Origin of the sequence: Gluconobacter cerinus (assembly GCF_002723935.1) — a bacterium.
In the GTDB taxonomy this organism is placed as follows: domain Bacteria; phylum Pseudomonadota; class Alphaproteobacteria; order Acetobacterales; family Acetobacteraceae; genus Gluconobacter; species Gluconobacter cerinus.
Genome location: NZ_BEWM01000001.1, coordinates 240,166 through 262,918 on the forward strand (window position 1 = coordinate 240,166; position 22,753 = coordinate 262,918).

General features: G+C 57.7%; 23 protein-coding genes. 10 read left to right on the plus strand and 13 right to left on the minus strand.

Annotated elements, in window-relative coordinates; translation table 11 throughout:
* Positions 1-43: 43 nt before the first annotated feature.
* The 4 genes from GCE01_RS01085 to GCE01_RS01100 form a co-directional block, all read right to left on the minus strand.
* Positions 44-2,995, minus strand: a complete 2,952-nt coding sequence (locus GCE01_RS01085; protein ID WP_174694763.1) for a TonB-dependent receptor domain-containing protein — start codon at positions 2,993-2,995, stop codon at positions 44-46.
* A 252-nt stretch (positions 2,996-3,247) separates the two neighbouring features.
* Positions 3,248-4,885: a chaperonin GroEL gene (groL, locus tag GCE01_RS01090; protein WP_064274005.1), complete on the minus strand. Its 1,638-nt coding sequence runs from the start codon at positions 4,883-4,885 to the stop codon at positions 3,248-3,250.
* Positions 4,886-4,936: 51 nt separating this feature from the next.
* The gene (locus tag GCE01_RS01095; RefSeq protein ID WP_046899653.1) at positions 4,937-5,227 is read right to left on the minus strand and encodes a co-chaperone GroES; all 291 of its coding nucleotides are present in this window, start codon (positions 5,225-5,227) and stop codon (positions 4,937-4,939) included.
* Positions 5,228-5,356: 129 nt separating this feature from the next.
* Positions 5,357-5,551, minus strand: a complete 195-nt coding sequence (locus GCE01_RS01100; RefSeq protein WP_099210362.1) for a DUF4169 family protein — start codon at positions 5,549-5,551, stop codon at positions 5,357-5,359.
* An 81-nt stretch (positions 5,552-5,632) separates the two neighbouring features.
* Between GCE01_RS01100 and GCE01_RS01105 the strand changes: the two genes are divergently transcribed.
* The 3 genes from GCE01_RS01105 to GCE01_RS01115 are packed head-to-tail and all read left to right on the plus strand — an operon-like array spanning position 5,633 to position 7,445.
* Complete coding sequence (locus GCE01_RS01105; RefSeq protein WP_244591039.1) at positions 5,633-6,307, plus strand: dienelactone hydrolase family protein; 675 nt, start codon at positions 5,633-5,635, stop codon at positions 6,305-6,307.
* 8 nt (positions 6,308-6,315) lie between these two features.
* Positions 6,316-7,056 (plus strand): SDR family oxidoreductase, encoded by a 741-nt coding sequence (locus GCE01_RS01110; protein ID WP_099210366.1) that lies wholly within the window; start codon positions 6,316-6,318, stop codon positions 7,054-7,056.
* A gap of 2 nt (positions 7,057-7,058) precedes the next feature.
* Positions 7,059-7,445, plus strand: coding sequence for a DUF2934 domain-containing protein (locus GCE01_RS01115; protein WP_046899656.1), 387 nt, complete (start codon positions 7,059-7,061; stop codon positions 7,443-7,445).
* Positions 7,446-7,487: 42 nt separating this feature from the next.
* Here the strand turns inward: GCE01_RS01115 and GCE01_RS01120 are convergent, their stop codons facing one another.
* Entirely contained in the window at positions 7,488-8,378 is an 891-nt protein-coding gene (locus GCE01_RS01120) for an S-methyl-5'-thioadenosine phosphorylase (protein ID WP_099210368.1), read from the minus strand.
* A gap of 257 nt (positions 8,379-8,635) precedes the next feature.
* Here GCE01_RS01120 and hemF point away from each other — a divergent pair, with 257 nt between their 5' ends.
* Together hemF and GCE01_RS01130 are read left to right on the plus strand one after the other, a co-directional pair.
* Positions 8,636-9,553, plus strand: a complete 918-nt coding sequence (gene hemF / locus GCE01_RS01125) for an oxygen-dependent coproporphyrinogen oxidase (protein WP_099210370.1) — start codon at positions 8,636-8,638, stop codon at positions 9,551-9,553.
* Positions 9,553-10,641 (plus strand): hypothetical protein, encoded by a 1,089-nt coding sequence (locus GCE01_RS01130; protein ID WP_233126249.1) that lies wholly within the window; start codon positions 9,553-9,555, stop codon positions 10,639-10,641. The genes hemF and GCE01_RS01130 overlap by 1 nt, the downstream gene beginning before the upstream one ends.
* Before the next feature lie 4 nt (positions 10,642-10,645).
* Here GCE01_RS01130 and GCE01_RS01135 read toward each other — a convergent pair whose 3' ends face one another.
* On the minus strand, positions 10,646-11,179 hold the full coding sequence (locus GCE01_RS01135) for a Smr/MutS family protein (protein WP_244591040.1): 534 nt from the start codon (positions 11,177-11,179) through the stop codon (positions 10,646-10,648).
* 356 nt (positions 11,180-11,535) lie between these two features.
* Between GCE01_RS01135 and GCE01_RS01140 the strand changes: the two genes are divergently transcribed.
* On the plus strand, positions 11,536-11,742 hold the full coding sequence (locus GCE01_RS01140; RefSeq protein WP_099210372.1) for a hypothetical protein: 207 nt from the start codon (positions 11,536-11,538) through the stop codon (positions 11,740-11,742).
* A gap of 60 nt (positions 11,743-11,802) precedes the next feature.
* On the opposite strand, the gene GCE01_RS01145 is transcribed toward GCE01_RS01140, so the two are convergent.
* The 4 genes from GCE01_RS01145 to GCE01_RS01160 all read right to left on the minus strand — a co-directional run bounded on the left by GCE01_RS01145 (position 11,803) and on the right by GCE01_RS01160 (position 16,104).
* Complete coding sequence (locus tag GCE01_RS01145; protein ID WP_064273998.1) at positions 11,803-13,263, minus strand: cytochrome-c peroxidase; 1,461 nt, start codon at positions 13,261-13,263, stop codon at positions 11,803-11,805.
* Positions 13,264-13,359: 96 nt separating this feature from the next.
* Positions 13,360-14,190, minus strand: coding sequence for a DNA-methyltransferase (locus tag GCE01_RS01150; RefSeq protein ID WP_046899662.1), 831 nt, complete (start codon positions 14,188-14,190; stop codon positions 13,360-13,362).
* Positions 14,187-15,332 carry a murein transglycosylase A gene (gene mltA / locus GCE01_RS01155; RefSeq protein WP_099210374.1) on the minus strand — a complete coding sequence of 382 codons (1,146 nt, stop codon included), beginning with the start codon at positions 15,330-15,332 and terminating at the stop codon, positions 14,187-14,189. The genes GCE01_RS01150 and mltA overlap by 4 nt, the downstream gene beginning before the upstream one ends.
* 16 nt (positions 15,333-15,348) lie before the next feature.
* A complete protein-coding gene (locus tag GCE01_RS01160; RefSeq protein WP_099210376.1) occupies positions 15,349-16,104 on the minus strand; it encodes a Tim44/TimA family putative adaptor protein in 756 nt (251 codons plus the stop codon).
* 180 nt (positions 16,105-16,284) lie between these two features.
* Between GCE01_RS01160 and secB the strand changes: the two genes are divergently transcribed.
* Positions 16,285-16,809, plus strand: coding sequence for a protein-export chaperone SecB (gene secB / locus GCE01_RS01165; RefSeq protein ID WP_046899665.1), 525 nt, complete (start codon positions 16,285-16,287; stop codon positions 16,807-16,809).
* 4 nt (positions 16,810-16,813) lie between these two features.
* Here the strand turns inward: secB and GCE01_RS01170 are convergent, their stop codons facing one another.
* Positions 16,814-17,485: a uroporphyrinogen-III synthase gene (locus GCE01_RS01170; protein WP_099210378.1), complete on the minus strand. Its 672-nt coding sequence runs from the start codon at positions 17,483-17,485 to the stop codon at positions 16,814-16,816.
* Positions 17,486-17,487: 2 nt separating this feature from the next.
* Positions 17,488-18,537, minus strand: a complete 1,050-nt coding sequence (gene hemC / locus GCE01_RS01175; protein WP_064273994.1) for a hydroxymethylbilane synthase — start codon at positions 18,535-18,537, stop codon at positions 17,488-17,490.
* Positions 18,538-18,595: 58 nt separating this feature from the next.
* Between hemC and tsaD the strand changes: the two genes are divergently transcribed.
* The 3 genes from tsaD to GCE01_RS01190 are packed head-to-tail and all read left to right on the plus strand — an operon-like array spanning position 18,596 to position 21,495.
* Complete coding sequence (tsaD, locus tag GCE01_RS01180) at positions 18,596-19,669, plus strand: tRNA (adenosine(37)-N6)-threonylcarbamoyltransferase complex transferase subunit TsaD (RefSeq protein WP_099210380.1); 1,074 nt, start codon at positions 18,596-18,598, stop codon at positions 19,667-19,669.
* Positions 19,670-19,693: 24 nt separating this feature from the next.
* A complete protein-coding gene (locus GCE01_RS01185; RefSeq protein ID WP_099210382.1) occupies positions 19,694-20,521 on the plus strand; it encodes a 23S rRNA (adenine(2030)-N(6))-methyltransferase RlmJ in 828 nt (275 codons plus the stop codon).
* On the plus strand, positions 20,518-21,495 hold the full coding sequence (locus GCE01_RS01190) for an NAD(P)H-dependent glycerol-3-phosphate dehydrogenase (RefSeq protein WP_099210384.1): 978 nt from the start codon (positions 20,518-20,520) through the stop codon (positions 21,493-21,495). Before GCE01_RS01185 ends, GCE01_RS01190 begins: the two co-directional genes overlap by 4 nt.
* An 8-nt stretch (positions 21,496-21,503) precedes the next feature.
* Here the strand turns inward: GCE01_RS01190 and GCE01_RS01195 are convergent, their stop codons facing one another.
* Positions 21,504-22,748, minus strand: coding sequence for a NupC/NupG family nucleoside CNT transporter (locus GCE01_RS01195; RefSeq protein WP_099210386.1), 1,245 nt, complete (start codon positions 22,746-22,748; stop codon positions 21,504-21,506).
* Between the last annotated feature and the right edge of the window lie 5 nt (positions 22,749-22,753).

The window sequence follows — 22,753 nt, forward strand, 5'->3', positions numbered from 1 at the left end:
GGAAATTCCACCGCCTTTTTCATGTTCCCGGAAAACCCGAGGATCAGAAGTTCACGCCTGCCTGCAGGAAGACGTAACGTCCCATGTAGAGGTTGCCGTACAGCGCGGCTGCACTGTTATCCGTTGCGCTGGCAACAAACGGCGGCTTCTTGTCGAGAAGGTTGTTCACACCACCTTCGAAGTTCCAGCTCTTCCAGCGATAGGACACCGTCACATCATGAGAGAAGATACCCGGGGTGCTGGTACGGCCATAACCGTTGGCACGCTTCAGATCTGTCGTACCGTCGTTCCAGACCATGCCGCCCATGTACTGCATCATGTACGTCACGCCGAACGCACCGTGCTGCCAGCCAACCGTTGCGTAGTCACGAACGCGCGGGTTGCCGTTGCCGGTTTGATACATCATGCGACCGGCATAGTTGTACCACTGACCACCAGCTTCGTTCTGCTGCAGGTAGCTGACGAGCTGCTGGAAGTTGTTGGACAGCGTCAGGACATCGTGCTGCGTGACACGGATACGGTAGTCGAGGTCGAAGTCGATACCGCTCGTCTTCAGACCGCCAATGTTGTCATACATGGACGTCACAGCATTCAGCTGCCCGGTGCTTGCAACACGGGTAATACGATCACAGTAAGACGTGTTCGTGCCCGTATAGCACTGGTCCATGATGTACTGGCTGCTCAGGTACGTGATCATGTTCTTGAGCGTGTAGTGCCAGTATTCAACGGACGCAGACAGACCCGGGATCCAGCGCGGCGTGATCACCGTACCGATCGTGTAGGTCCGGCCCGTTTCAGGACGCAGCTTCGCGTTACCGCCATACAGCGTCGGTGCCTGTCCAGAGAAGTTGGACGAGAACGTGCTGCTGTTAATGCCCTGACGTGCACAGTTAGCTGCTACGACAGGAGACTGCGCACCGTAGGATGCGGCCTGCACGGAATCACACGGATCGGTCGCTGAAGCGTAACCCAGGGACTGACCACCATACAGCTCATACACGTTTGGCTGACGATAGGACGTGCCGAGTGTTGCGCGGAAGCGGATGTCCTGAATCGGTGCCCAGTTGATGGAGACCTTCCAGTTCTTCGTGCCACCAAACGTATTGTAGGCAGAGTAACGACCCTGACCGTCAATCGTCAGATCCTTGGCAAGGAAAGCGTTATGCAGCAGCGTTGCCTTGCCTTCGATGTAGCCTTCGGAAACATTGAAGCCACCGCCGGTGTAAGACGCAGAGTTCGTCAGCGTCTGGCCAGCTTCAACCAGTGCATCCGGGTGATAGGCAAGCTGCTCACCACGGTGTTCCATACCGAGCGCAAGACCCAGGTCGCCACCGTTGTTCCATGGCATATGAACAACATGGTTGTTGTTGATACGCAGGTTCAGGTCACGAAGCTGGTAGTAATAGTGATCATGCGACGTGTAGTTGGAATAAGCTGCAGCTTCCGGTGAAAGCTTGCCGAACGGGTTCGACAGAACGCAACCTGCAGCAGCATTACAAACAGACGGATTGTAGCTCAACGTGCTGTTGGAATCACCCGGGGTGTCCTGCTGCAAGCCGTATGTCTGCAGAAGCTTGGCGTAGTTACCGACGCCAGACGTCTGGGACATGACCTGGTTCCAGCCGTAGGTGTAGGACAGATCGTAGTTCCAGCCGTGGGTGATTTCACCCTTCACACCAGCGATACCCGTATAAGTATCGGTGGCCGTTTCGCTGCGGCGGTTGCCCCACTCACCCATACGCTTGGACATGTAGGCGTCTTCACCCAGCGTATTTCCAGGATAGTTCTCCGGAACATACAGCGCGGTCGGCAGCGTGGAAGGATAGATACTGCCAGCAACGGGGATCGGCGCCATCGTCGTGGACGAATTACGATGGGCGTAGTTGAAGTTCAGGTACGGCGTGAAGTGACGGTTGATGTCATAGTGAGCATCAAACGACAGCGTCCCGTTCGTCAGGGAGTTCGTCAGGTTCTGGTCAGCACCATAGTTGTAACGATCAGCCTTCGTGTAGGAGTGCAGAGCGCCACTCTCACTACCGACATAGTTACCGGTGCTGGTCTGGAAGAGACCACCCGTCGGATAGCCCGAACCAAAGGAAAGATTGGCCGGGTTGATCGGGTCGTTACCCTGAACCGGGGTCGCCCAGGAGCGGTTTGCCTGCTTGATGCCGCTTGAGGTCATGTAAGACCCGAAGAGCGTTACGTTGCCCTTGCCATGATCGAAGTTCCAGCCCTTGTAGCCGGAGATCATGCCTGTCTGGCCGTCGCCATGATCCGTTCCGATGCCGCCACGAACCGTGAGGTTGGCGTCATTGAGGTCATGACGGAGCTTGATGTTGATAACGCCGGAAACAGCGTCAGCACCGTACAGCTCGGAACCGCCATCCTTCAGGATTTCAATGCTGGCAACCTGATGAACGTTAATCGTGTTCATGTCGAAGCAGCTGTTGTTGCCATTGATGGCAGCACGCTTGCCGTCGACCAGAACCAGAACGCGGTTCTGTCCAAGGTTACGCAGATCCATGCAGGAGGAACCGCCCGTACCATTGGTCTGGCTGTTCGTTGTTCCACCCGAACCCATGGACGGCAGACGCTGCAGGTAGTCACCAATCGTGGTGGCACCCGTCTGCTCAATCTGCTTGCTGGTCACGATCTGAACCGGATTGGCATTGGAGTTGTTCGACGTGCTGAGCGCCGAACCCGTTACCACAACGTTCTCGGATCGATTGGAATCGATGGAACGCAGAGCACGTGTATTGCTGACCGCAACAGGCGCAGCATACTGCGGAGCGGCAACCTGACGGGTTGCAGCAACCGGAGCTGTCGTTGCAGGCGTCGCAGCAGAACGCACCGGACTATGTGTCACAGTCTTGTGGCGCACATGTGAGGACGTGGTTTTAGCGTGATCGGTTGTTGCGGCCTGTGCCGCGCCTGACAGCGCACCCACACCCATAACCGACGCGCAAAGTAGCATATTGCGACGCGATACGATCATAATAAGACGAAATCCTTCTAAAGGCAGTGACGTCCTTTAGACATTTCATTGCGAAAGTGTCACCCCAACTTCCAGCGAGTACGATCGCTCCGTGATGGTTTTGTGACAAGCGTTGCATAAGGGTCACATATGTGTCGGACGCATATCAAAACAAGTCAAAAAAAAGCCGCCCCACCCTGAGGTGAGACGGCTTTTTTGTAATTATTCGACATATTCCCCAGCTTTTAAAACTGGGGAATCTGAAGCGTTGGATCAGAAATCCATGTCGCCCATGCCGCCCATGCCACCTGGAGCAGCCGGAGCCTTCTTCTCAGGGCGCTCGGCAACCATGGCTTCCGTCGTGATCAGCAGACCACCAACCGAAGCGGCATCCTGCAGAGCCGTACGAACAACCTTCGTCGGGTCGATGATGCCTGCGCCAACCAGGTCCTTGTACTCAGCGTTCTGAGCATCAAAGCCGAAGTTGTAGGTGTCGTTCTCGAGCACCTTGCCAGCGATCACGGCGCCGTCTTCACCAGCGTTCTCAGCGATCTGACGCAGCGGCGTCTGAAGCGCCTTGCGAACGATCTCGCCACCGATACGCTGATCGTCGTTATCGAAGGTCAGACCCTTCAGAGCAACGGACGCGCGGGCAAGAGCCGTACCACCACCCGGGACGATACCTTCTTCGACAGCTGCGCGGGTTGCGTGCAGAGCGTCGTCAACGCGATCCTTGCGCTCCTTTACCTCAACTTCACTGCTACCACCGACGCGGATGACGGCAACGCCACCAGCCAGCTTTGCAAGACGCTCCTGGAGCTTCTCACGATCGTAGTCAGAGGTTGTTTCTTCAACCTGAGCGCGGATCTGGTTGCAACGACCCTTGATGTCGTCGCTGTTGCCAGCGCCTTCAACGATCGTGGTGTTTTCCTTCTCGATGTGAACCTTCTTGGCGCGGCCCAGCATGTCGAGAGTAACGGATTCCAGCTTGATCCCGATGTCTTCGGAAATAACCTGGCCACCCGTCAGGATCGCGATGTCTTCCAGCATGGCCTTGCGACGGTCACCGAAGCCCGGAGCCTTGACGGCAGCGATCTTCAGGCCACCACGCAGCTTGTTCACGACCAGCGTGGCAAGTGCTTCGCCATCGACGTCTTCAGCGATGATCATCAGCGGACGGCCGGACTGCACAACGCTTTCAAGCAGCGGCAGCATTGGCTGAAGCGAAGACAGCTTCTTTTCATGGATCAGGATGTACGGCGCATCGAGATCAGCCGTCATCTTCTCCGGGTTCGTCACGAAGTACGGGGAGATGTAGCCGCGGTCGAACTGCATGCCCTCGACAACGTCGAGTTCCGTGTGCAGGCCCTTGGCTTCTTCAACCGTGATGACGCCCTCGGAGCCGACCTTCTGCATGGCAGAGGAGATCATCTCACCGATTTCACGCTCACCGTTGGAAGAGATCGTACCGACCTGAGCGATTTCCTCCGGGGAGGTCATCTTCTTGCTGTTCTTCTTCAGCTCTTCAACAACGACGAGGACAGCCTTGTCGATGCCGCGCTTCAGGTCCATCGGGTTCATGCCAGCTGCAACAGCCTTGGCACCTTCGCGGATGATTGCCTGAGCAAGAACCGTGGACGTCGTCGTGCCGTCACCAGCCAGGTCGTTCGTACGGGACGCAACTTCGCGTACCATCTGAGCGCCCATGTTCTCGAACTTGTCAGCCAGTTCGATTTCCTTGGCGACAGACACACCGTCCTTGGTGATGCGCGGTGCGCCGAAGCTCTTGTCGAGAACAACGTTACGACCCTTCGGGCCCAGCGTTACCTTGACGGCATTTGCAAGAATATCAACGCCACGCAGCATACGGTCGCGGGCGTCGGCACCAAACTTAACTTCCTTGGCAGCCATGTTCTTAATCTCCTGTTGAGGTTTTTAACGAGAGGAAACGGGGACGGCTTTTCAGCCGATCACACCCATGATGTCGCTCTCTTTCATGATCAGCAGTTCTTCACCGTTGATCTTCACCTCGGTGCCGGACCACTTGCCGAACAGCACCTTGTCGCCTGCCTTGACGTCGAGAGCCACGATCTGGCCCTGCTCGTTCCGGGCGCCCGGGCCTACGGAAACGATCTCGCCTTCGGTCGGCTTGTCCTTGGCGGTGTCAGGGATGATGATGCCGCCAGCGGTCTTTTCTTCACCGGTCAGGCGACGGACTACAACGCGGTCATGCAGGGGACGAAATGTCGTCATGGATCGCTCCATTTTAGGCCGTGCCCTTCTACAAAGCGACGCGGCCGGGTTACGCGCTCAATTACTGCAGCGCAGTTGGCACTCCCATATCGAGAGTGCCAAGAGAGGTAGTGCCGCCACCCGTTTTCGTCAAGAACCATCGCCCTCGGCAGAAAAAATTTTCTTTCCGTCCAACAGGGCCTTGGAACGCCTTTTCTCCAGCATATCCGCCATTTTCTGACCTTTCGTCCGGCCATAAAGACGACGATTGGTCTCAGCTTCCTTCGCATCCTCTACGGACTTGCGGCGTTTGCGTTCCCGACGGAGATTGATGACGTCGCTCATGGCATCTGCCTTTCCGGCGTTACAGAGACTGGACAGAAATCAATGGACCACAAGCATTCCCAAGAAAAGACCGAGGGCCACATGATCCGCCTCACGGCGGCAGACGGCCATGAATTCGAGGCATGGGAGACGGGCTCCCCCGAGTCCACACGCTCCATTGTCGTCGTGCAGGAAATTTTTGGCCTGACCGGGCACATCAGGGACGTCTGCTCTGATCTGGCTCAGCAGGGCTTCCATGTTCTCGCACCTGCCCTCTTTGACCGCGTCAAACCCCATACGGTTCTGGCGTACAACGAGGCTGGCCTGAAGGAAGGGCTGGAATTTCGAAGTGGAATTTCGCCACATCTGATCCAGCAGGATCTGGAAGCTTGCGCCCAAAAACTGAGACAGGACGATGATCACCGTCCAGTCGGGATTATCGGCTTCTGCTGGGGCGGCCTCATCGCGTGGCTTGCGGCAACACGCACGCACCACTTTAATGCCGCCGTGGGATGGTATGGTGGCGGCATTGCCAACCATTGTGACACAGCGCCGCACTGCCCGACGCAGCTCCATTTCGGCGGAGAAGATGCGTCTATTCCGCCAGGTGACGTTCAGAAAATTCGCGCAAGTCGGCCGGAAGTCGAGGTCTTCCTCTATGATCAGGCCGGACATGGCTTCGGATGCCCAGAACGTTCCAGCTTCAATCAGGACGCCCGTGATCTGGCCTGGAGCCGGAGCGTCGCGTTTCTGAAGCATCACATCAAGCGTGGGTGAGGCCTGACATGGAAGGCATTGCAGGAAAAATTGTTCTCATTACAGGCGGCAGCAGCGGCCTCGGTGAAGCAACCGCACGTTATCTCGCAGCACGAGGGGCTTACGTTGCTATCGCCGCCCGACGTCGGGACCGGCTGGACGAAATTGTCTCGGAACTCGAAGCACTTGGCCAGACTGCACGGGCCTACACACTGGATGTCACGAACCGCCAGAACGTTGCTGAGGTTGTAAAAGCCGTTGAGCAGGACTTCGGACGTCTTGATGTCCTCGTGAACAATGCCGGGCTGATGGCGATTGCCCCCATGAAACGACTGATGGTCGACGAGTGGGACCGAATGATCGACATCAACATCAAGGGCGTTCTGTACGGCATTGCCGCAGCGCTGCCGATCTTTGAACGTCAGAAATCGGGACATGTCATTAACCTGTCCTCGGTTGCCGGGATCAAGGTCTTCGCCCCTGGAGGCAGCGTCTATTCAGGAACGAAGTTTGCCGTGCGGGCCATTAGCGATGGCCTCCGGCAGGAGGCTGGCAACGCGTTTCGCGTTACATCCATCGAGCCCGGCGCAGTGGAAAGCGAACTCAAAACGGGCAGCGGCGACAGTGAAAGTCGTCAGCATGTTGAAGCGTTCTACAAGATTGCAATTCCGGCGGAATCCGTGGCGAGGGCCATCGCTTTCGCCATCTCACAACCTGACGACGTGGACATCAACGAGATTGTCCTGCGCCCAACCCTTCAGGAGTTCTGATCATGAGCAACAACCCACTCGAAGCAGATCCAAAACGTGACGCAGCAATCCGCCGCGAGGCCAAGTTGCTCTGGGAAGCCGATGGAAAGCCGGACGGTGGCCCTGAAGCCTATCTGGACAAAGCGACGGACCTGATTTCCATCAAGGGCGTTCCCGAAGGCACACCTGTTGAGGATCTTCCACCGCCAGAGTTGGCGGATGTTCAGATCGAAGATCCCCGCTTACAGGAGAATCTTGGGGAATTCCCAGAGCGCAGCACGGACCAGGGCGATCACCGCCATTTTCCCGTCGCGGATCGAAAAGAAGAACGCGAGCTGCTGGATGATCCCAGCACCGACGCCGGTCAGCCGGGCTACGCTCAAATCGACGAGAAGCAGGAAGGGCACTGATTGCCCTTCTGCCGCCCGTTTTTACGCGGGCGGCAAGCCATTTCAGGCTTTGTTCAGAACGCGACCTGCAACGGCATCCAGCTTGGCAACAAGCGCCGGATCGCGTTTCTCGGGTGCGGTGATAATCGCAAAGTCGAGCGCACGCTCGGCGGAAAGGTCCAGAGGGCGCTTCTGACCCAGAACTGGGATCACAGCCTTCACGAGACGGCGGGCATTATCCGCATTCCCCTTCATGACCTTCACCACACCTTCAACCGTTACGCTGTCATGCTCCGTGTGCCAGCAGTCATAATCCGTGACCATGGCTACCGTTGCGTAGGTCATCTCGGCTTCACGGGCGAGCTTGGCTTCCGGCATGTTGGTCATGCCAACAACCGAACAACCCCATGACCGATAGAGCTCGCTCTCGGCACGCGTCGAGAACTGCGGCCCTTCCATGACGATATAGGTTCCACCACGCGTCACCGGAATATCAAGCTTGCGGGACTCCGCTTCCAGCACATCCAGCAGACGAGCGGACACCGGGTCCGCCATGCCGACATGCGCCACACATCCCGTCTCAAAGAAGCTTTTCTCGCGCGCGAAACTGCGATCAATGAACTGATCGACAAGCACAAAACGGCCCGGCGGCAATTCTTCCTTTAAAGAGCCCACAGCTGAAAGAGACAGAATATCCGTCACGCCTGAGCGCTTGAGAGCATCAATATTTGCGCGGAAATTCAGCCGTGAGGGCGGGATCGGATGACCACGACCATGACGGGGCAGGAAGACGCACTTGATGCCTTCAAACGTTCCGAAAAGGAGCTCGTCAGAGGTTTCGCCCCACGGCGTTTCAACCCGACGCCATTCCTTGTTTTCTAGACCGTCAATATCATAGAGGCCGGAGCCACCAATAACGCCGATAACCGGCTGAATTTCTGTTTCCGAAGACATGGTTGTTCAGTCCGCCCCTGATGAACATGTTTGAGGACCGTTCAGGAACACGAGACGGAAGATTGGCGCAAGCCTCCGCTGATCCATGTCCAAAAAAAATCACGCAGGCATTTACGAAGCGGCAAGATGCTCTCTGCCATCATCGCGCCACAGAGCGACAGCAGACATGCAGCCAGCCAACTGTTCGTCTTGAGCGCAATTTGCTAGGACACTCCGCGTAACAAGAATTCGTCCTTAGGATGGTAGGGGAGAGAAAAATGGACCAGATCAGCCCCGTTTTTGCTGAACTCGTTCGCCCGGATGTGCCTCATGACACTTTGAAGCGTGAGGCGAAGGCCTGGTTTGAATCTCTCCGGGACCGGATTTGCGCGTCTTATGAGAAACTTGAAGACGAAGCCGCCGAAGGCAATTCTCAGGTCCTGCGAGATCGCACGCAACCGGGACGCTTCGTTCGCACGGCCTGGGATCGCCCCGATGGCGGCGGCGGCGTGATGTCCGTGATGCGCGGTCGCGTCTTTGAGAAGGTAGGCGTCAACGTCTCCACGGTCTGGGGCGAATTCTCTCCCGAATTCCGCAAGAACATTCCCGGCGCATCCGAAGACCCGCGCTTCTTTGCAACGGGCGTCTCCCTTGTCGCGCACCCCTGCAATCCGCATGTCAGCGCTGCACATTTCAATACGCGCATGATCATCACGACCAAGGGCTGGTTCGGTGGCGGTGGCGATATTACGCCAATGTTCCCAGACAGTGCCGAAGCCCGCACTGACGCCGACTACTTCCACAAAATGTTTGAAGCTGCCTGTAACAAGCACGATCCGGAGCACTATCCGCGCTTTAAGGAATGGTGTGACCGGTACTTCCACCTCCATCACCGCGACGAGCCGCGTGGCCTCGGCGGCATCTTTTACGATCAGTTCTCGACTGGAAGCCTTGAAGGTGACTTCGCCTTCACGAAAGACGTTGGCATGGCCTTCCATGACGCCTACCCCGCAGTTGTCCGACGCCGCATGTTTAATCCGTGGACGGACGCCGACCGCGACGCCCAGCTGATCCGCCGCGGACGTTATGTAGAATTCAATCTGCTTCATGATCGTGGAACGCTGTTTGGCCTGAAGACAGGCGGCAATACCGAATCGATCCTGATGAGCATGCCTCCAGAAGTTCGCTGGCCGTGATGCTCCGTTCCCCGACCCGCCGTGACTGCCTGAAAGGGCTGGCCGTGCTCGGTGCCGGAAGCGCCATGCCCTCTCTGCAGGCCCGTGCTGCGGACATGCCTGACGCACATCTGCTCCTTGGTGGAACACTGGCGTCCATCCAGGGGCAGTTCGGGGAACTCGCGGCAGGCGTTATCTCCCGCACGCTGGGACTGGACGCCCCCCTGGAGATCACGCCGGATATCGGTCAGGACGGAGTCCGCGCTGCCAATCTTTTTGACGCCAACAGCGCGCCGGACGGAAGCACGGCCCTTATTGCGCCGGGAAGCGTCCTGCTGGCCTCGCTAACCGGTGACTCTCGCGTCCACTATGATTTCGCACGGTGGATCCCCCTTCTGACGGCTCACACGACAACTGTCGTCATTGCGCGTGCAGAACTGCACAAAACGCTCCGAAGCCGCCTCAAGGGTTTCTTTCACGATCATCCAGTTCGACTGGCTGTTTCTCGCCCAACGGGAACGGAACTTGACGCCCTTCTTGGCCTGACGCTCCTTGGCCTGCGCCCTATTCCGGTGTCTGGGTTCAGTCGAACGGAAGACGCACTGGAAGCACTTGCTAACAATCAGGTCGATGCCGTTCAGTTACTTCCTTACACGCTGGATGTGCCGGTAGAGACCATTCTCGCCAAGCTGCCGCCCGGTACAGCGCCGCTCTATCATACAGGCGACCTGTCAGACACAGGGTCAGATACGATCCCGAATTTTCTGGAGGCCTATCAGGAGGCACGCCGCCGTCCGCCTGAAGGAGCGCTATACAGAGCCTGGCAAGCAGTCTCCGCAAGTACCTATACAGCACTGACTGTGGCACTCCCGATGCTTACCCCACCAGATATGGTCAAGAGCTGGAAGCAGGCCTGCTGGGATGCAGCGGTAGATCCGACCGTGCGCCACTGGGCGGAAAAGCACCATTTCATGCTGGCTGCGGGCGACAATGCAGCGCCATTCCTCTCTAGGGCAACGCCTGATATTGGCGCAATCCTTGCTCTGAGGCGCTGGATTGCCATGAATACGCCACGCTGGCGCATCGGCCAGGAAACGCGACCGCTCTGACCTTTTACCGGCGCTTTGTCCGCAGCAAAATTCGGACGGAGCCATGGTTGGCAGCATGAGGGTGGACAACGGCCAGCACCATGGGCCGGATGTCTGCTCTCTGAAGCCACAGCGGCAGCTCCCGACGAATCAGTCCGCTCGTGGCGCCACTCCCCAGCCCTGTCACAACTTCAACGCACCGCCAGTTTCGTGCTTTGGCGCGATGCATGAAGTCCAGCAGGCGCTCAAAAGCGTCCTGCACAATATATCCATGCAGATCCAGCTTCGCATCAACCTTAAGCTCCCCGCGGGAGAGGCGCTTCCAGCTCGTATCATCCAGACCAGGTGATCGAACACCGACCCGCAGATCCTGCGGTCTGGGTCGACGAAGAACTGGACGCGCCAAAAGAGCGCGGAATGACAGGTCCTGTTCAGAGGGTGGAGGCGAAACAAGCGGAACCCGAGCAGGCTTTACCGCTTCGACTTTTGGCGTGGGTGGCGGGACGGGTTTGGATTTGGGTCTGGAAGGGTGTAGCGGCACGATGTCGCGCACAACCATGCGCCACAGGCTTTCCTCCTCCTCTTTCAGAACCCGTTTTGCCACCAAAGAACCCCACCTGACCTGATTCAGTCTTGCATCCAGCAAATAACCTGCACTGCGTGTAACTGTTTCCATGCCGATCGAACAATGGAAAAGACGTAATTTCAGGCCTCTCGCAATTTTGGCATCAGGCTCTTCTTCAGAACGTTCGGTCCTACAACTCTATGACTGGCCACGGTGGCACTGCTCCCTCACAGAGATCCGAACATTTCAGGCGCACGATCAATTCGGGAAGAGACCATTATTTTTGTCCGAGCTGCGCCTTGTAGAACCGGACGCAGCTTTCCCAAGTCTTCTCGTGAAGGAGACAGACCGTGAGCAAATTGACCAAAGAAGAGCGAGACAGCCTACCCGACGATGACTTCGGCCTTCCTGAAAAAAGGGCCTACCCCGTCGACACAAAGGCTCGGGCCCGAAATGCGAAAGCGCGCGCAACGCAGGAGCTTGAACGCGGTCTCCTGACGCCGGCAGAGAGAAATGAAATTGATCAGGCGGCAGATCGCAAATTACAGGAAGAATAATCCAGAATCAGAAACGGCCCCGAATTTCTTCGGAGCCGCTCGCTGGCGTCATTGGAACATTTAGTTGGCTTGCGCGCCCCGAAGCGGCGCATCTGCCGGAACATCCTTGAGCGGAATGCCCTGATACTTTCCTGTCAGAGTTTTCAGGAAGGCCACAATGTCCGTAACATCCTGTTCTGTGATGTCATGATCGGGCGTCTCATAACGGGCCATGGCACGAACCGCAGCGTCCAGCGTCTTTGCTGATCCGTCATGGAACCACGGGCCTGTCAGTTCCACGTTTCGCAGGTTGGGGACCTTGAAGCGCTCACGATCAGACGGATTGTTCGTGAAGGCAAAGCGACCATCATCCACAGCCGTCAGCTTGGTGTGACGGTCCTCGAAATACGGTCCTTCCAGACCTAGAATTTCGTAAGCGTCTCCACCGACCGCAACACCGCTATGGCAGCCCGAGCAGCCAATTGCCTTGAAGCGTTCATAGCCACGCTTTTCCTGAGCCGTAATCGCGTCTGCCTTGCCCTTAAGGTACAGGTCAAAGCGGCTGTCTGGGGTGATCAGTGTTTTTTCATATTCGGCGATCGCGTCCGTCACCGTGTTCTTGGTGATATCGTCCGAACCATAGATGGCCGTGAACTGATCAGCATATCCAGGCTCAGCACGCACACGGTCGGCAACGGATGCCCAGTCATGAGATCCCATTTCCAGCGGGTTCATCACCGGGCCTGCAGCCTGCTCAGCCAGATCCTTGGCACGGCCGTTCCAAAACTGACCGATATTGAAGACGGAGTTGTAAACCGTCGGTACGTTAATCGGGCCGGTCTGACCATTAATGCCGGTCGCCGTGGTCTGATTATCCACACCGCCCTTGTTCAAACCATGGCAGCTCGCACAATTGAGCTGGCCATTCCCTGAAAGCTGCTTGTCGAAAAACAGGGTCCGGCCCAGCTCAGCCTTTTTCCAGTCTACGGCAATTGTTTCCGGGATCGGCTGAAGGACTTCGCCACGGAATTCTGGCGCCACGTCAGAGCTGGCGTAATAGCGCTCACGCTGATCACGTACCCACTTCAGAATGTCCGCACGCTGTTTCTCGTCCAGATGAGCATGGGGATGCATCGTCAGGTAAGCCGCAGGCGGCATACGGTTCTGAACAATCACTTCCTCAATACGGGAAAGCTGTTCAACCGATGGTGGCTTGCCCTGCTGGAACGCTTCAATGATCGGCGCAAACTCAAAGTGACGCTGCCCCTGCTCCAGATCACGGCTCATAATCTGATTGGCGAGCGGGAGTTTGAAGTAGAATGGCAGATCGGCGTTGCGCGTGTGGCAGTAGTCACAACGGACTTCCTGAAACGCTGCAAACGCTGTCATGGCGATAGGGTCATGCCGTGTGGGGCTGCTCGCGGGAAGCTGCGGCGCACCAGCATGATCGAAATGCTCGAGATAGGTGACTGTTCCGCCCCAGGCGACAACGCCCAGTGCCACCAGACCGGCAATTCCTTTGGTAATTGTGCTGCGACGCACCGCAAATCTCCTCACTGTCACGAGAATGTGAGGTTTGGAGATTGTAACACAAGAAGTCAAAACGATTGATCCTGTCAGACCTACAGGTCTGACCGATCATTCGTCTTCCCAGTCTTCCTCCCGGGTCCCAATCGCAGCCCTGAGGCGCTTACGGGCAATGTTGACGTACCGTGTGTCCTTTTCCACGCCAATACCGGACAACCCCTTGCGTTCCGCCGCAATCAGGCTGGTCCCCACTCCCATGAACGGGTCCAGCAGGACGCCGCCCGGCTTGGCGCCATGCAACCGCAGACAGGCTTCCGGCAACGCGATTGGAAACGTCCCCGGATGGCTGAATTTTTCTTTTCGGCTTCGCACGGTCTCATAGGGAATGAACCACGTGTCTCCACGGCATCGACGATCCATCTCATGCTGTCGGCGCGAGATATTGCTCTTGTCCGTAAATGGAACGCCAGCATCCAACCGGGCAACTTTGACGTCTCCCTTTTTCGTCAGATGAAAAATATGCTCGTGATTACGGTTAACAAAGCGGGGTGAATTCAGCGGCTTGAAATGCCCATAGGTAATTTCACCCACCGAAATCGACTTGATCCAGGTGATATGGTTCTGAAGCACAAAGAGCTTCCGCAACCGGGACATCAGTTCAAACGGCAGCCAGGGCTGTGAAGATGATCCAGCGATATTCAGAAAGAACGACCCATCGTCCTTCATGATCCGTTTCACACTGGCGCAAACGTCTTCCATCCAGTCCAGATAGGCATCTTCCGGCAATTGGTCCTGATAGGTCCGATATTCAATCCCAAGATTATAGGGCGGAGACGTCACCACGACATCCACCGTCTGCGACGACATGCGCCGCAGAACTGTAGTGCAGTCTCCCCGGATCAGCGTATGGGCGCCGAGTGTTTCCCGGCGGCTCCGGATCATGGGGTGGGCGAATCCGCTGGAGGGCGCGGCAACAGAATGACCATTCGGCCATTTTCATGCAGATTGCCGGCAACATACTGGGCAAAAGCACCCCACCCGGTGAACAGATCGGCACGTCCCGCCCCCTTGATATCGGTTCCGATATCCTGAGCGAACACGAGATGCTGCCATGGTGCTGGCTGGCCCTTTGCATCCGGCAGCTTTGTCTCAACCCAGAGCGGGGTCGCAAACGGCACGATCGATCGGTCAATCGCAACGGACCGCCCAGCAGTCAGCGGCACACCGAATGCTCCTGTCGCGCCCTGTGCCAGACTTCCCGTATCTTTGCGGAAGAAAACGTAATTCGGGTTACGCTCCATCATCGCCATCATTCGATCCGGATGCGCCTCCAGCCATGCACGGATGCTTTCCATACTGACAGCAGAGGGAGCCAGTTCGTTATCCTGAACCAGCACACGGCCAAGCGGGACATAAGGCTGGCCATTCTTGCCGTCATAACCAGCCCGGATCTGCGATCCGTCTGGCAGGATCAGACGACCGGAGCCCTGAATTTGCAGAAAAAACAGGTCCACAGGGCTTTTCAGCCACGCAATTTCCAACCCGCGCCCCGCTAGAGCACCACCGTCAATCTGGGCACGATCGTAATACGGTTTGAACTGACCGTTCTCCCAACGTCCCGTGACCATCTGACCGTTGGTTGCTTTGGCACGAACCAGATCTGCCGGGCGCCCATAAAGAGGCGTCTGATATGGCCCCTCGCGCGTCAGGGATGCCTCAATCTGGGGTTCAAAATACCCAGTATAAAACGCTTTGGTATCGATCTCGTAGGGCTGGAACCATGTCTGCAGGTAAGATTTGGCATCTGCAGCACTCTCCAGTCCGGCGCACGCACCAGACCAGTCTCCAACCTGGCGACCATACGGAAGGGTCTCAGCCCCCCCGAGAGGCGTTTCAGGCGGCAATTGCGTCAGCCGATGGCACTCCTGCCGCAGAACAGGCAGGAGCGAAGCGAAATCCTCCCGATCCCACCCCGCGAGTGCATCGAAACCTACAGGCGTCAATGAAACAGAAGATGACGGTTCATTTGACGTGGTGCACCCGGCCAACATGGCCAGGGCAGCCAGACTCAGCAGCTTTTTCATAATGGACGAACTATTTTCAGGCTGGGCGCGATGCCGCAAGACGCCACCGCGCGTCCGACGTCCCGAACTGACGTTCAAACAGCCACAGATCATGGAATTCCGTCACGGCATCCGTGCCCTGTACAGGGTCTCCGTTGCGATCCGTCAGCATATTAACCTGACGGGACACAATCCGAACTTCGATTCGACCGATCTGGGCAGCCACATCGTCGGTGGGAAGCATCGCATCCAGAATGGCCATACTTTCGATACCCCGCAGATCGCTGCGCTGTGTTTCGCCTGCTTCGGCGCGCGCGTTGATCGCGGAGAGAAAGGCGTCTTCAGTTTCCGGGGTCATAAGACCTGACAGAGCCGCGCGGTCCCCCGCAGCGAAAGCCGGAACAATCTGGCGGAACGTGTTCTCAGCATCCTTAAGAAAAGCCTGAGGCGTAAAACCTGCATCAAGCTGGGTCATACGACCCAGTACGCTGCCCACCCGGGTTGCCGGAGCGGGAATGTCGTATTCGACCTGCGCCACGACCGTTTCCTCACCCCGCTGGCTTGTACCAGGCAGCGGTGGAGGCGTCGGACGCGCTGAAGCCTGCCCACCAGCAGCGAAAACCGGCGGACGCTCCTGACGCACACCCTGCATGCCAATGCGACGCCCCAGCACGCGGTACAGGCGAAAGCCCAAGGCAATCGCCAGAATTGCCAGCACCACGATGTCCCATGGGAACGCGTGGCCGGAATGGCCCATCAGAGCGGAGGGAAGATGAATGTCGTCAGAAGACATGAAGATTATGTTTCACACAGATCGTTGGAATTTCCGTTGTCTTACAGATAGGGCGACAGCGGACCAATCTCAACCTTCCGCATGCAGGAACCCCGTCTTGGCGCGCATGACACATCATGCTACCGCCACTGTATCGCAATCGTTCCATCGCTATCCGCCTCGCGGATCCGGAGACCGTACATGTCCGAGAATACCACCGACAACACTGCACAGAACATGGAAGGCGCTCCTCCGCAGATGCCGCTTGCCGTCAATCTGCAGTACACGAAGGACCTGTCCTTTGAAGTCCCGGCTGGCGCTTCCATTTTCGCAACCCTGCGCGCTGCACCGCAGATCTCCGTGAACATCGATGTTCAGGCAAACCGCCTGGAAGAAGAGCAGCCGGTTTATGAAGTTGCTCTGGCCGTCCGCGCCGAAGCTGCTGAACCCGCAGCAGAAGAAGGTGGCAAGGCTGGCCGCACGGTTTTCATTGCCGAGCTGACCTATGCTGCCATCGTGACTCTCGGCAACGCTCCGCAGGAACTCGTCGAGCCGATCCTGCTGGTTGAAGTGCCGCGCCTGATCTTCCCGTATGTGCGTTCCATCATCAGCGACGTCACCCGTGACGGTGGCTTCCCGCCGGTGGTTCTGCAGCCGATCGACTTCGTTGCTCTGTGGCAGGCCAAGCGCGCCCAGCAGTTCCCGGAGCCAGCTGGCGAAGCCTGATCCTTCAGGTGACGAAAGGCCCGAGCCGTTCCAGCGGATCGGGCCACTCCACTGCACGCCAGTCCTTTTCGGTCAGGCTTGCAGCGATGGCCTCTGACAGACAGAGCGCCCTCACACCGGACAGAGCATTTCGCTCCGGCGTACCCAAAGCCTCCATGAAGGCTTCAGCCGTTTTTCCGGAATAAAGAACAACTCCTTCAACACGGTCGCTCAACAAAGCGTCTCGCGCAGCATCCGTGAGAGCTTGCCTCTTCGTCACTGCGTACGCGTCGATGCGCCTGGCCCCCAACGCCACTGCCAGGTCGAGGCCGTAACCCTTGCCACATGCCAGCATAAGGGACTGTCCCGTCAGGTTGTGACGACGGCAGAACTCCAGCAGGGCTTCAGCGTCGCCATCTGCGGCACGAACATTGGAAAAGCCCATGGCGCGAGCATGTTCAGCCGTTTTTGCTCCTACAGTGACCATCAAACGGTCTCGCGGCCAATTTTTGAGAGCGGCCAGCGCATTGGCGCTTGTCAAAGCTACAGCCGCGCAGTCAGTCACCGCTATAGGTTCGTAGGTCTGAATTTCCAGCATCGGGCAGGCAATCGCCTCCCATCCCTGACGCTGAAGGGCCTCCGAGGTAGAAGCCAGACCCGGCTCGGGACGCGTGACCAGAACAGCGCGCCGCGGCATGATCAGGCGCGTGTCATCTCGGCAAAAATTGCAGCTGGCGTATTGCGGCGCAGCTCGTCTGCCAGTTCCGTTCCCATCCGGGCGGCCTCAAGTGGCGCACCAGTAATTTCACGGCGGATCAGGAACGTTCCGTCTTCGCTCGCAACCATACCTGTCAGCTTCAGTACGCCAGCCTCAATTCTGGCATATCCGCCAATTGGTGTTCGGCAGGAGCCGTCAAGCTCGGCCAGCAAAGCACGCTCCGCAGTTGAAACGGCCCGGGCTTCCGGGTCTTCGATGGCAGACAGAAGCTCACGCAGTTCCGTGTCACTCTCGCGTACCGTTACACCGACGATACCCTGCCCTGCGGCTGGCAGCATCTGGTCTGGCTCAAGAACGATATCGACACGGTCCTCCATCCCGAGACGCCGTAGTCCCGCAAGGGCCAGAAGCGTGGCATCACAAGCCCCCGCCTGTAGCTTGTCGAGACGCGTCTGAACATTGCCACGCAGCAGCCCAAACCGGAGATCCGGGCGACGGCTCAGCATCTGCGCCTGACGACGGACGGACGCACAACCGATCAGGGCACCCTCTGGTAGAGAGGCATACGGATCAGCCGGGTCAACTTTGGTGGACCGGTCACGCAGGATAATGGCATCGCGGGCGTCTTCACGCTTCAGCGTGCACGCCAGGACAAGACCGGGAGGGAGATTGGTTTCGAGATCCTTGAGGCTATGAACTGCAAAGTCGATCCGGCCCGCTACAAGAGCTTCATGGATTTCCTTGGCAAACAGGCCCTTGCCACCAATTTCCGCCAGACGCTGGCTGAGGTTACGATCACCTTCAGTGCTGATCTGATGTTCCTGAAACGCTCCCATGTCACGCAGGACCGGGCAAAAACGGGTCAGACGTGTCAGGAACGTCCGCGTTTGCCACAGCGCCAGCGGTGACGCGCGCGAGCCCACTCTGAGTGGGAGTTTGCGCTGGCCGGACGGGCTGGCGGCATGAGATCGGCGGACGGCTTCCGCCGCGACCTTTTGAAGGGCGTCGGAAGACAGGACGGAAGCATTCATGGACCGCACCTGTAGCTCATTCAGGCGGGGCTGTCATGATATGAGAGACTCGGTCATAATGCATGCCATGTCTGACCCTGCTGCATCCCGCCCCCTTCTGGCGATCGAAACGTCCTGCGACGATACCGCTTGCGCTATTCTGGCCTATGACGGCACCATTCTCGCCGAAGGTGTTCTTTCACAGAACGATCACGCCATTCTTGGTGGCGTCGTACCGGAAATTGCAGCACGAGCTCATCTTGATGCCCTGCCCGCCCTTGTCCAGTCCGTGCTCGACAAGGCCGCCCTCACCTTGCAGGACATTGATACCTTCGCAGGAACGACTGGCCCGGGCCTGATTGGTGGGCTTATTGTGGGCAGTTCCTATGCAAAAGGGCTGGCTCTCGCACTGGGTCGACCTTTCATTGCAGTCAATCACATTGAAGGGCACGTCCTGACGGCCCGCCTGCCGTCTCTTAAGGCCGATCTTCAATTTCCCTTCCTGACGATGCTGGTCTCAGGCGGTCACTGCCAGTGCATTTCCGTGGAGCAGACAGGCCAGTACGTGCGCCTTGGCGGCACCATTGATGACGCAGCCGGCGAGGCCTTCGACAAAGTTGCCAAAATGCTTGGTCTTGGCTGGCCGGGTGGGCCTGCTCTTGAAAAACTGGCACAGGAAGGCCGCGCTGATGCTTTTGCACTTCCCCGCCCGCTTAAAGGGCGTGACGGCTGCGACTTTTCTTTTTCCGGCCTGAAAACAGCCGTCAGCCGCCTGATTGAGCCCTTGGGATCAGGCGCTCTTCCGCGCCAGTTCGCTGCCGACGTCGCCGCATCCTTCCAGCAGGCTGTGGCAGATGTCATGGCAGACCGTGCGGAACACGCGCTTGCAATGGCGCCAAACGCGACCGCACTCGTCGTCGCAGGTGGTGTGGCTGCGAACCGGACACTTCGCTGTGCGCTGGAGACTGTCGCAGACCGCCACGGCATTCCATTTATCGCTCCTCCGCTTCGCCTCTGCACGGACAATGCTGTCATGATCGGCTGGGCAGCCCTTGAGCGCCTTCATGCCGGTGAGCATCCCAACGAAATAGATGTCGCGGCCCGCCCCCGCTGGCCTCTTGCGGAACGTCATCCCGCTCATAGCCCTTCCTGATTCCATAGCCGGAACCCGTCTCCCGTGAACTACAGACACGCTTACCACGCCGGAAATTTTGCGGATTGCATGAAACACGCGATCCTTCTGGTGCTTCTGAAGTCCCTCGCCCGCAAACCTGCGGGATTTTGTGTTCTCGATACACATGCAGGCTGCGGACAGTATGACCTGTCTTCTGAAGAAGCCCAGAAAACCGGCGAATGGAAAAGCGGGATCGGCCGACTTCTGGACTCGGAAGATCCGGCCCTTCAGGATTATCTGTCCGCAGTGCGCGACCTCGGCCTTTATCCGGGATCACCGGCCCTCGCTCGCCATGCGCTGCGCCCCCAGGACCAGCTTGTAGCCTGCGAACTTCACCCAGAAGACGTTCGTCCGTTACGTCGCCTTTTCCGGGATGACCCGCAGGTCTCCATTCATCATCGCAACGGGTACGAAGCTTTGCGCGCGCTTCTCCCCCCTAAAGATCTGAAGCGTGGTCTAGTTCTGATTGATCCACCATTTGAGAAGCTGGACGACTTTACGCAATGTGCTGAGGCGATCTCGCTGATCCGCAATCGCTTTCGCGCAGGCATTGTCGCGGTTTGGTATCCCATCAAGCACCGCACTCCGGTTCGGGCCTTTTACAACGCTCTGAAGGATGCAGGCATTCGCGATATTCTTGCGTGTGAATTTCTTCTGCGCCCGGCGTTGGATCCGTCTCGCCTGAATGGATGCGGAATGCTGGTCGTGAATGCTCCTTTCGGATTTGAAGAAGATGCCGCGCGCGTCCTGAATGCGTTGAAGCAGGGGCTTGCGACGGATGACCCGGAAGACGACATGCAGGTGCATATTGAACGTCTGGTAGAGGAATGAACATGAACGGGCGCCATATCGCAGTCATCGGCGCAGGCGCCTGGGGAACGGCTCTCGCATGTGCCGCGGCCCGTACTGGAGCACGCGTTACACTTTGGATGCGAACTCCTGTTCCTGGTGGCGTCCGGGAGCTTCCTCGCTTGCCCGGGATCCAGCTTCCTGACGCGGTCACCGTTACAGGCGTTTTCCCAACACATGCGGACGTTGTGCTTCTGGTTGTGCCTGTTCAGACTGCCCGGTCCGTATCCGTCGCACTGGAAGGTGTTCTCGCTCCAGGTGTGCCGGTCGTGACGTGCTGTAAGGGCTTGGAACAGGCGACCTCGCTTCTGCCACTTACCGTACTCGCCGAAACGATGCCTGATCGGCCAACTGCCGTTCTCTCGGGGCCAAACTTCGCCATTGAAATTGCAAAAGACCTTCCGGCAGCAGCGACGTTGGCCAGCACGGATCTGACGCTGGCAAAACATCTCACCAGTATCCTCAACTCGTCATCGTTTCGCCTCTATGCCAGTAATGACGTTGCGGGTGTGCAGCTTGCCGGAGCAGCAAAAAACGTTGTGGCAATCGGCGCGGGTATCGTGATCGGAGCAGGCCTGGGTGAAAATGGCCGGGCAGCCCTTATCACCCGAGCTGTCGCCGAGATTGCGCGCTTGGCTGAAGCGTTGGGGGGACGTGCTGCCACTCTGGCGGGCCTATCTGGCGTTGGAGACCTGATCCTGACCTGTACCGGACGGGGCTCACGGAACTACAGTCTCGGTATCGAGTTCGGAGAGGGTCGCCCCCTGTCAGAAATCCTCGCTTCCCGTACAACGGTTGCGGAGGGCGTTTTGACCGCGCCGGCGCTCGTGGCGCTCGCTCAAAAGATGGGCGTACATGTCCCGATCCTTGAGACGATCACCCATCTGCTTTCAGAAAAACTTACACTGGAAGAGGCCAGAACGCTGCTGCTGGACCGGCCTCCGACGCTGGAATAATCGGCTTTTCAGACGAACAGCCCGGCGATCACAGCGCTCATGGCGTTGGAAAGTGTACCGGCCACCACGGCGCGAACCGCCAGCTTCGATACATCCGTCCGCCTGCGCGGCTCCGCACTGCCAAACGCACCAATCAAAATGCCAATGGTGGAAATATTCGCAAATCCACACAGTGCGAAAGACAGGATCGTGATGGTTCGATGCGACAGGATATGCGCATGAATCATGGGAGAAAGATTCACGTAGGCGACGAACTCGTTGAAAGCGATTTTCTGACCGAGCAATCCACCCGCCACCACACACTCAGACCACGGCACGCCCATCAGCCAGGCAAAGGGCGCAAAAACGTAACCGAGGATTTGCGCGAGAGACAGCCCGACCATCGCCAGAAGACCATCTGTCAGGGCAATAATGCCAACAAAGGCAATCAGAACCGCCCCGACTGCAACCGCGATTTTGGCACCGTTCATGGCACCTTCGGCCAAGGCCTCAAACATGCTGTGATGGCCATGATCCGCCCCAGCAATTTCTGTGCTGACATGCCTCGGGCCGGGAAACAGAACACGTGAAAACAGCAGGCCACCCGGAATGGCCATTGCAGACGCAGCGAGCAGGTTCTCCATCGGAACCCCTAGCGACGCATAGCCTGCCAGAACCGAGCCTGCGATAGATGACGTCCCGCTACACAGAACAGTCGCTAATTCTCCAATAGAAAGCCCGGCCAAGCAGGTCTGGAGCGCAATCGGCATTTCACTCTGGCCAAGGAAAATGGTCAGAACGGCTGAAAAAGATTCCAGCTGCGTGGTGCCAAGAATTTTCGCGAGAGCGCCACCGATGATGCGCGACAGGAACTGAAGCACACCCCAGTGCTGCATCAGTCCCAGAAGCGCCGCGACATACACGATTTCAGGCAGAACCTTGAGGGCGAAGATAAATCCTCCCTCCCCGAAAATCGTGTCCATTTTCGGACCTACAAGACCACCGAAAAGGAAGGCGCTTCCCTGATCCCCATAAGACAGGACCTTGGTCACGGCGCCGGAAATCATGTGGAGCCCATGTGCCCCGGCGGGAATCCAGAGAATTACGGCTGCGATAGCCACCTGAAGGGCTAAGGCACGCGCAACCAGTTTCCAGTCGATCGCCCGCCAATTCGTGGAAAATAACGCGCCAAGACAGAGAAGACCGGCCATGCCGATCAGGACGCGCAGGATCACGAAGGCAAGCTCCCTTTCAAAAACAGAACGGTTGCACAACCTGT

Excerpts from the sequence above, each read along its gene's own strand:
- GCE01_RS01115 (WP_046899656.1), top strand. The coding sequence starts at position 7,059 with ATGAGCAACAACCCACTCGAAGCAGATCCAAAACGTGACGCAGCAATC.
- GCE01_RS01150 (WP_046899662.1), bottom strand. The coding sequence starts at position 14,190 with ATGATCCGGAGCCGCCGGGAAACACTCGGCGCCCATACGCTGATCCGG.
- tsaD (WP_099210380.1), top strand. The coding sequence starts at position 18,596 with ATGCATGCCATGTCTGACCCTGCTGCATCCCGCCCCCTTCTGGCGATC.
- mltA (WP_099210374.1), bottom strand. The coding sequence starts at position 15,332 with ATGAAAAAGCTGCTGAGTCTGGCTGCCCTGGCCATGTTGGCCGGGTGC.
- GCE01_RS01085 (WP_174694763.1), bottom strand. The coding sequence starts at position 2,995 with ATGATCGTATCGCGTCGCAATATGCTACTTTGCGCGTCGGTTATGGGT.
- GCE01_RS01130 (WP_233126249.1), top strand. The coding sequence starts at position 9,553 with ATGCTCCGTTCCCCGACCCGCCGTGACTGCCTGAAAGGGCTGGCCGTG.
- GCE01_RS01110 (WP_099210366.1), top strand. The coding sequence starts at position 6,316 with ATGGAAGGCATTGCAGGAAAAATTGTTCTCATTACAGGCGGCAGCAGC.
- groL (WP_064274005.1), bottom strand. The coding sequence starts at position 4,885 with ATGGCTGCCAAGGAAGTTAAGTTTGGTGCCGACGCCCGCGACCGTATG.
- hemC (WP_064273994.1), bottom strand. The coding sequence starts at position 18,537 with ATGAATGCTTCCGTCCTGTCTTCCGACGCCCTTCAAAAGGTCGCGGCG.
- GCE01_RS01135 (WP_244591040.1), bottom strand. The coding sequence starts at position 11,179 with ATGGTTGTGCGCGACATCGTGCCGCTACACCCTTCCAGACCCAAATCC.
- GCE01_RS01170 (WP_099210378.1), bottom strand. The coding sequence starts at position 17,485 with ATGCCGCGGCGCGCTGTTCTGGTCACGCGTCCCGAGCCGGGTCTGGCT.
- GCE01_RS01190 (WP_099210384.1), top strand. The coding sequence starts at position 20,518 with ATGAACATGAACGGGCGCCATATCGCAGTCATCGGCGCAGGCGCCTGG.
- hemF (WP_099210370.1), top strand. The coding sequence starts at position 8,636 with ATGGACCAGATCAGCCCCGTTTTTGCTGAACTCGTTCGCCCGGATGTG.
- GCE01_RS01095 (WP_046899653.1), bottom strand. The coding sequence starts at position 5,227 with ATGACGACATTTCGTCCCCTGCATGACCGCGTTGTAGTCCGTCGCCTG.
- secB (WP_046899665.1), top strand. The coding sequence starts at position 16,285 with ATGTCCGAGAATACCACCGACAACACTGCACAGAACATGGAAGGCGCT.
- GCE01_RS01160 (WP_099210376.1), bottom strand. The coding sequence starts at position 16,104 with ATGTCTTCTGACGACATTCATCTTCCCTCCGCTCTGATGGGCCATTCC.
- GCE01_RS01120 (WP_099210368.1), bottom strand. The coding sequence starts at position 8,378 with ATGTCTTCGGAAACAGAAATTCAGCCGGTTATCGGCGTTATTGGTGGC.
- GCE01_RS01105 (WP_244591039.1), top strand. The coding sequence starts at position 5,633 with ATGATCCGCCTCACGGCGGCAGACGGCCATGAATTCGAGGCATGGGAG.
- GCE01_RS01100 (WP_099210362.1), bottom strand. The coding sequence starts at position 5,551 with ATGAGCGACGTCATCAATCTCCGTCGGGAACGCAAACGCCGCAAGTCC.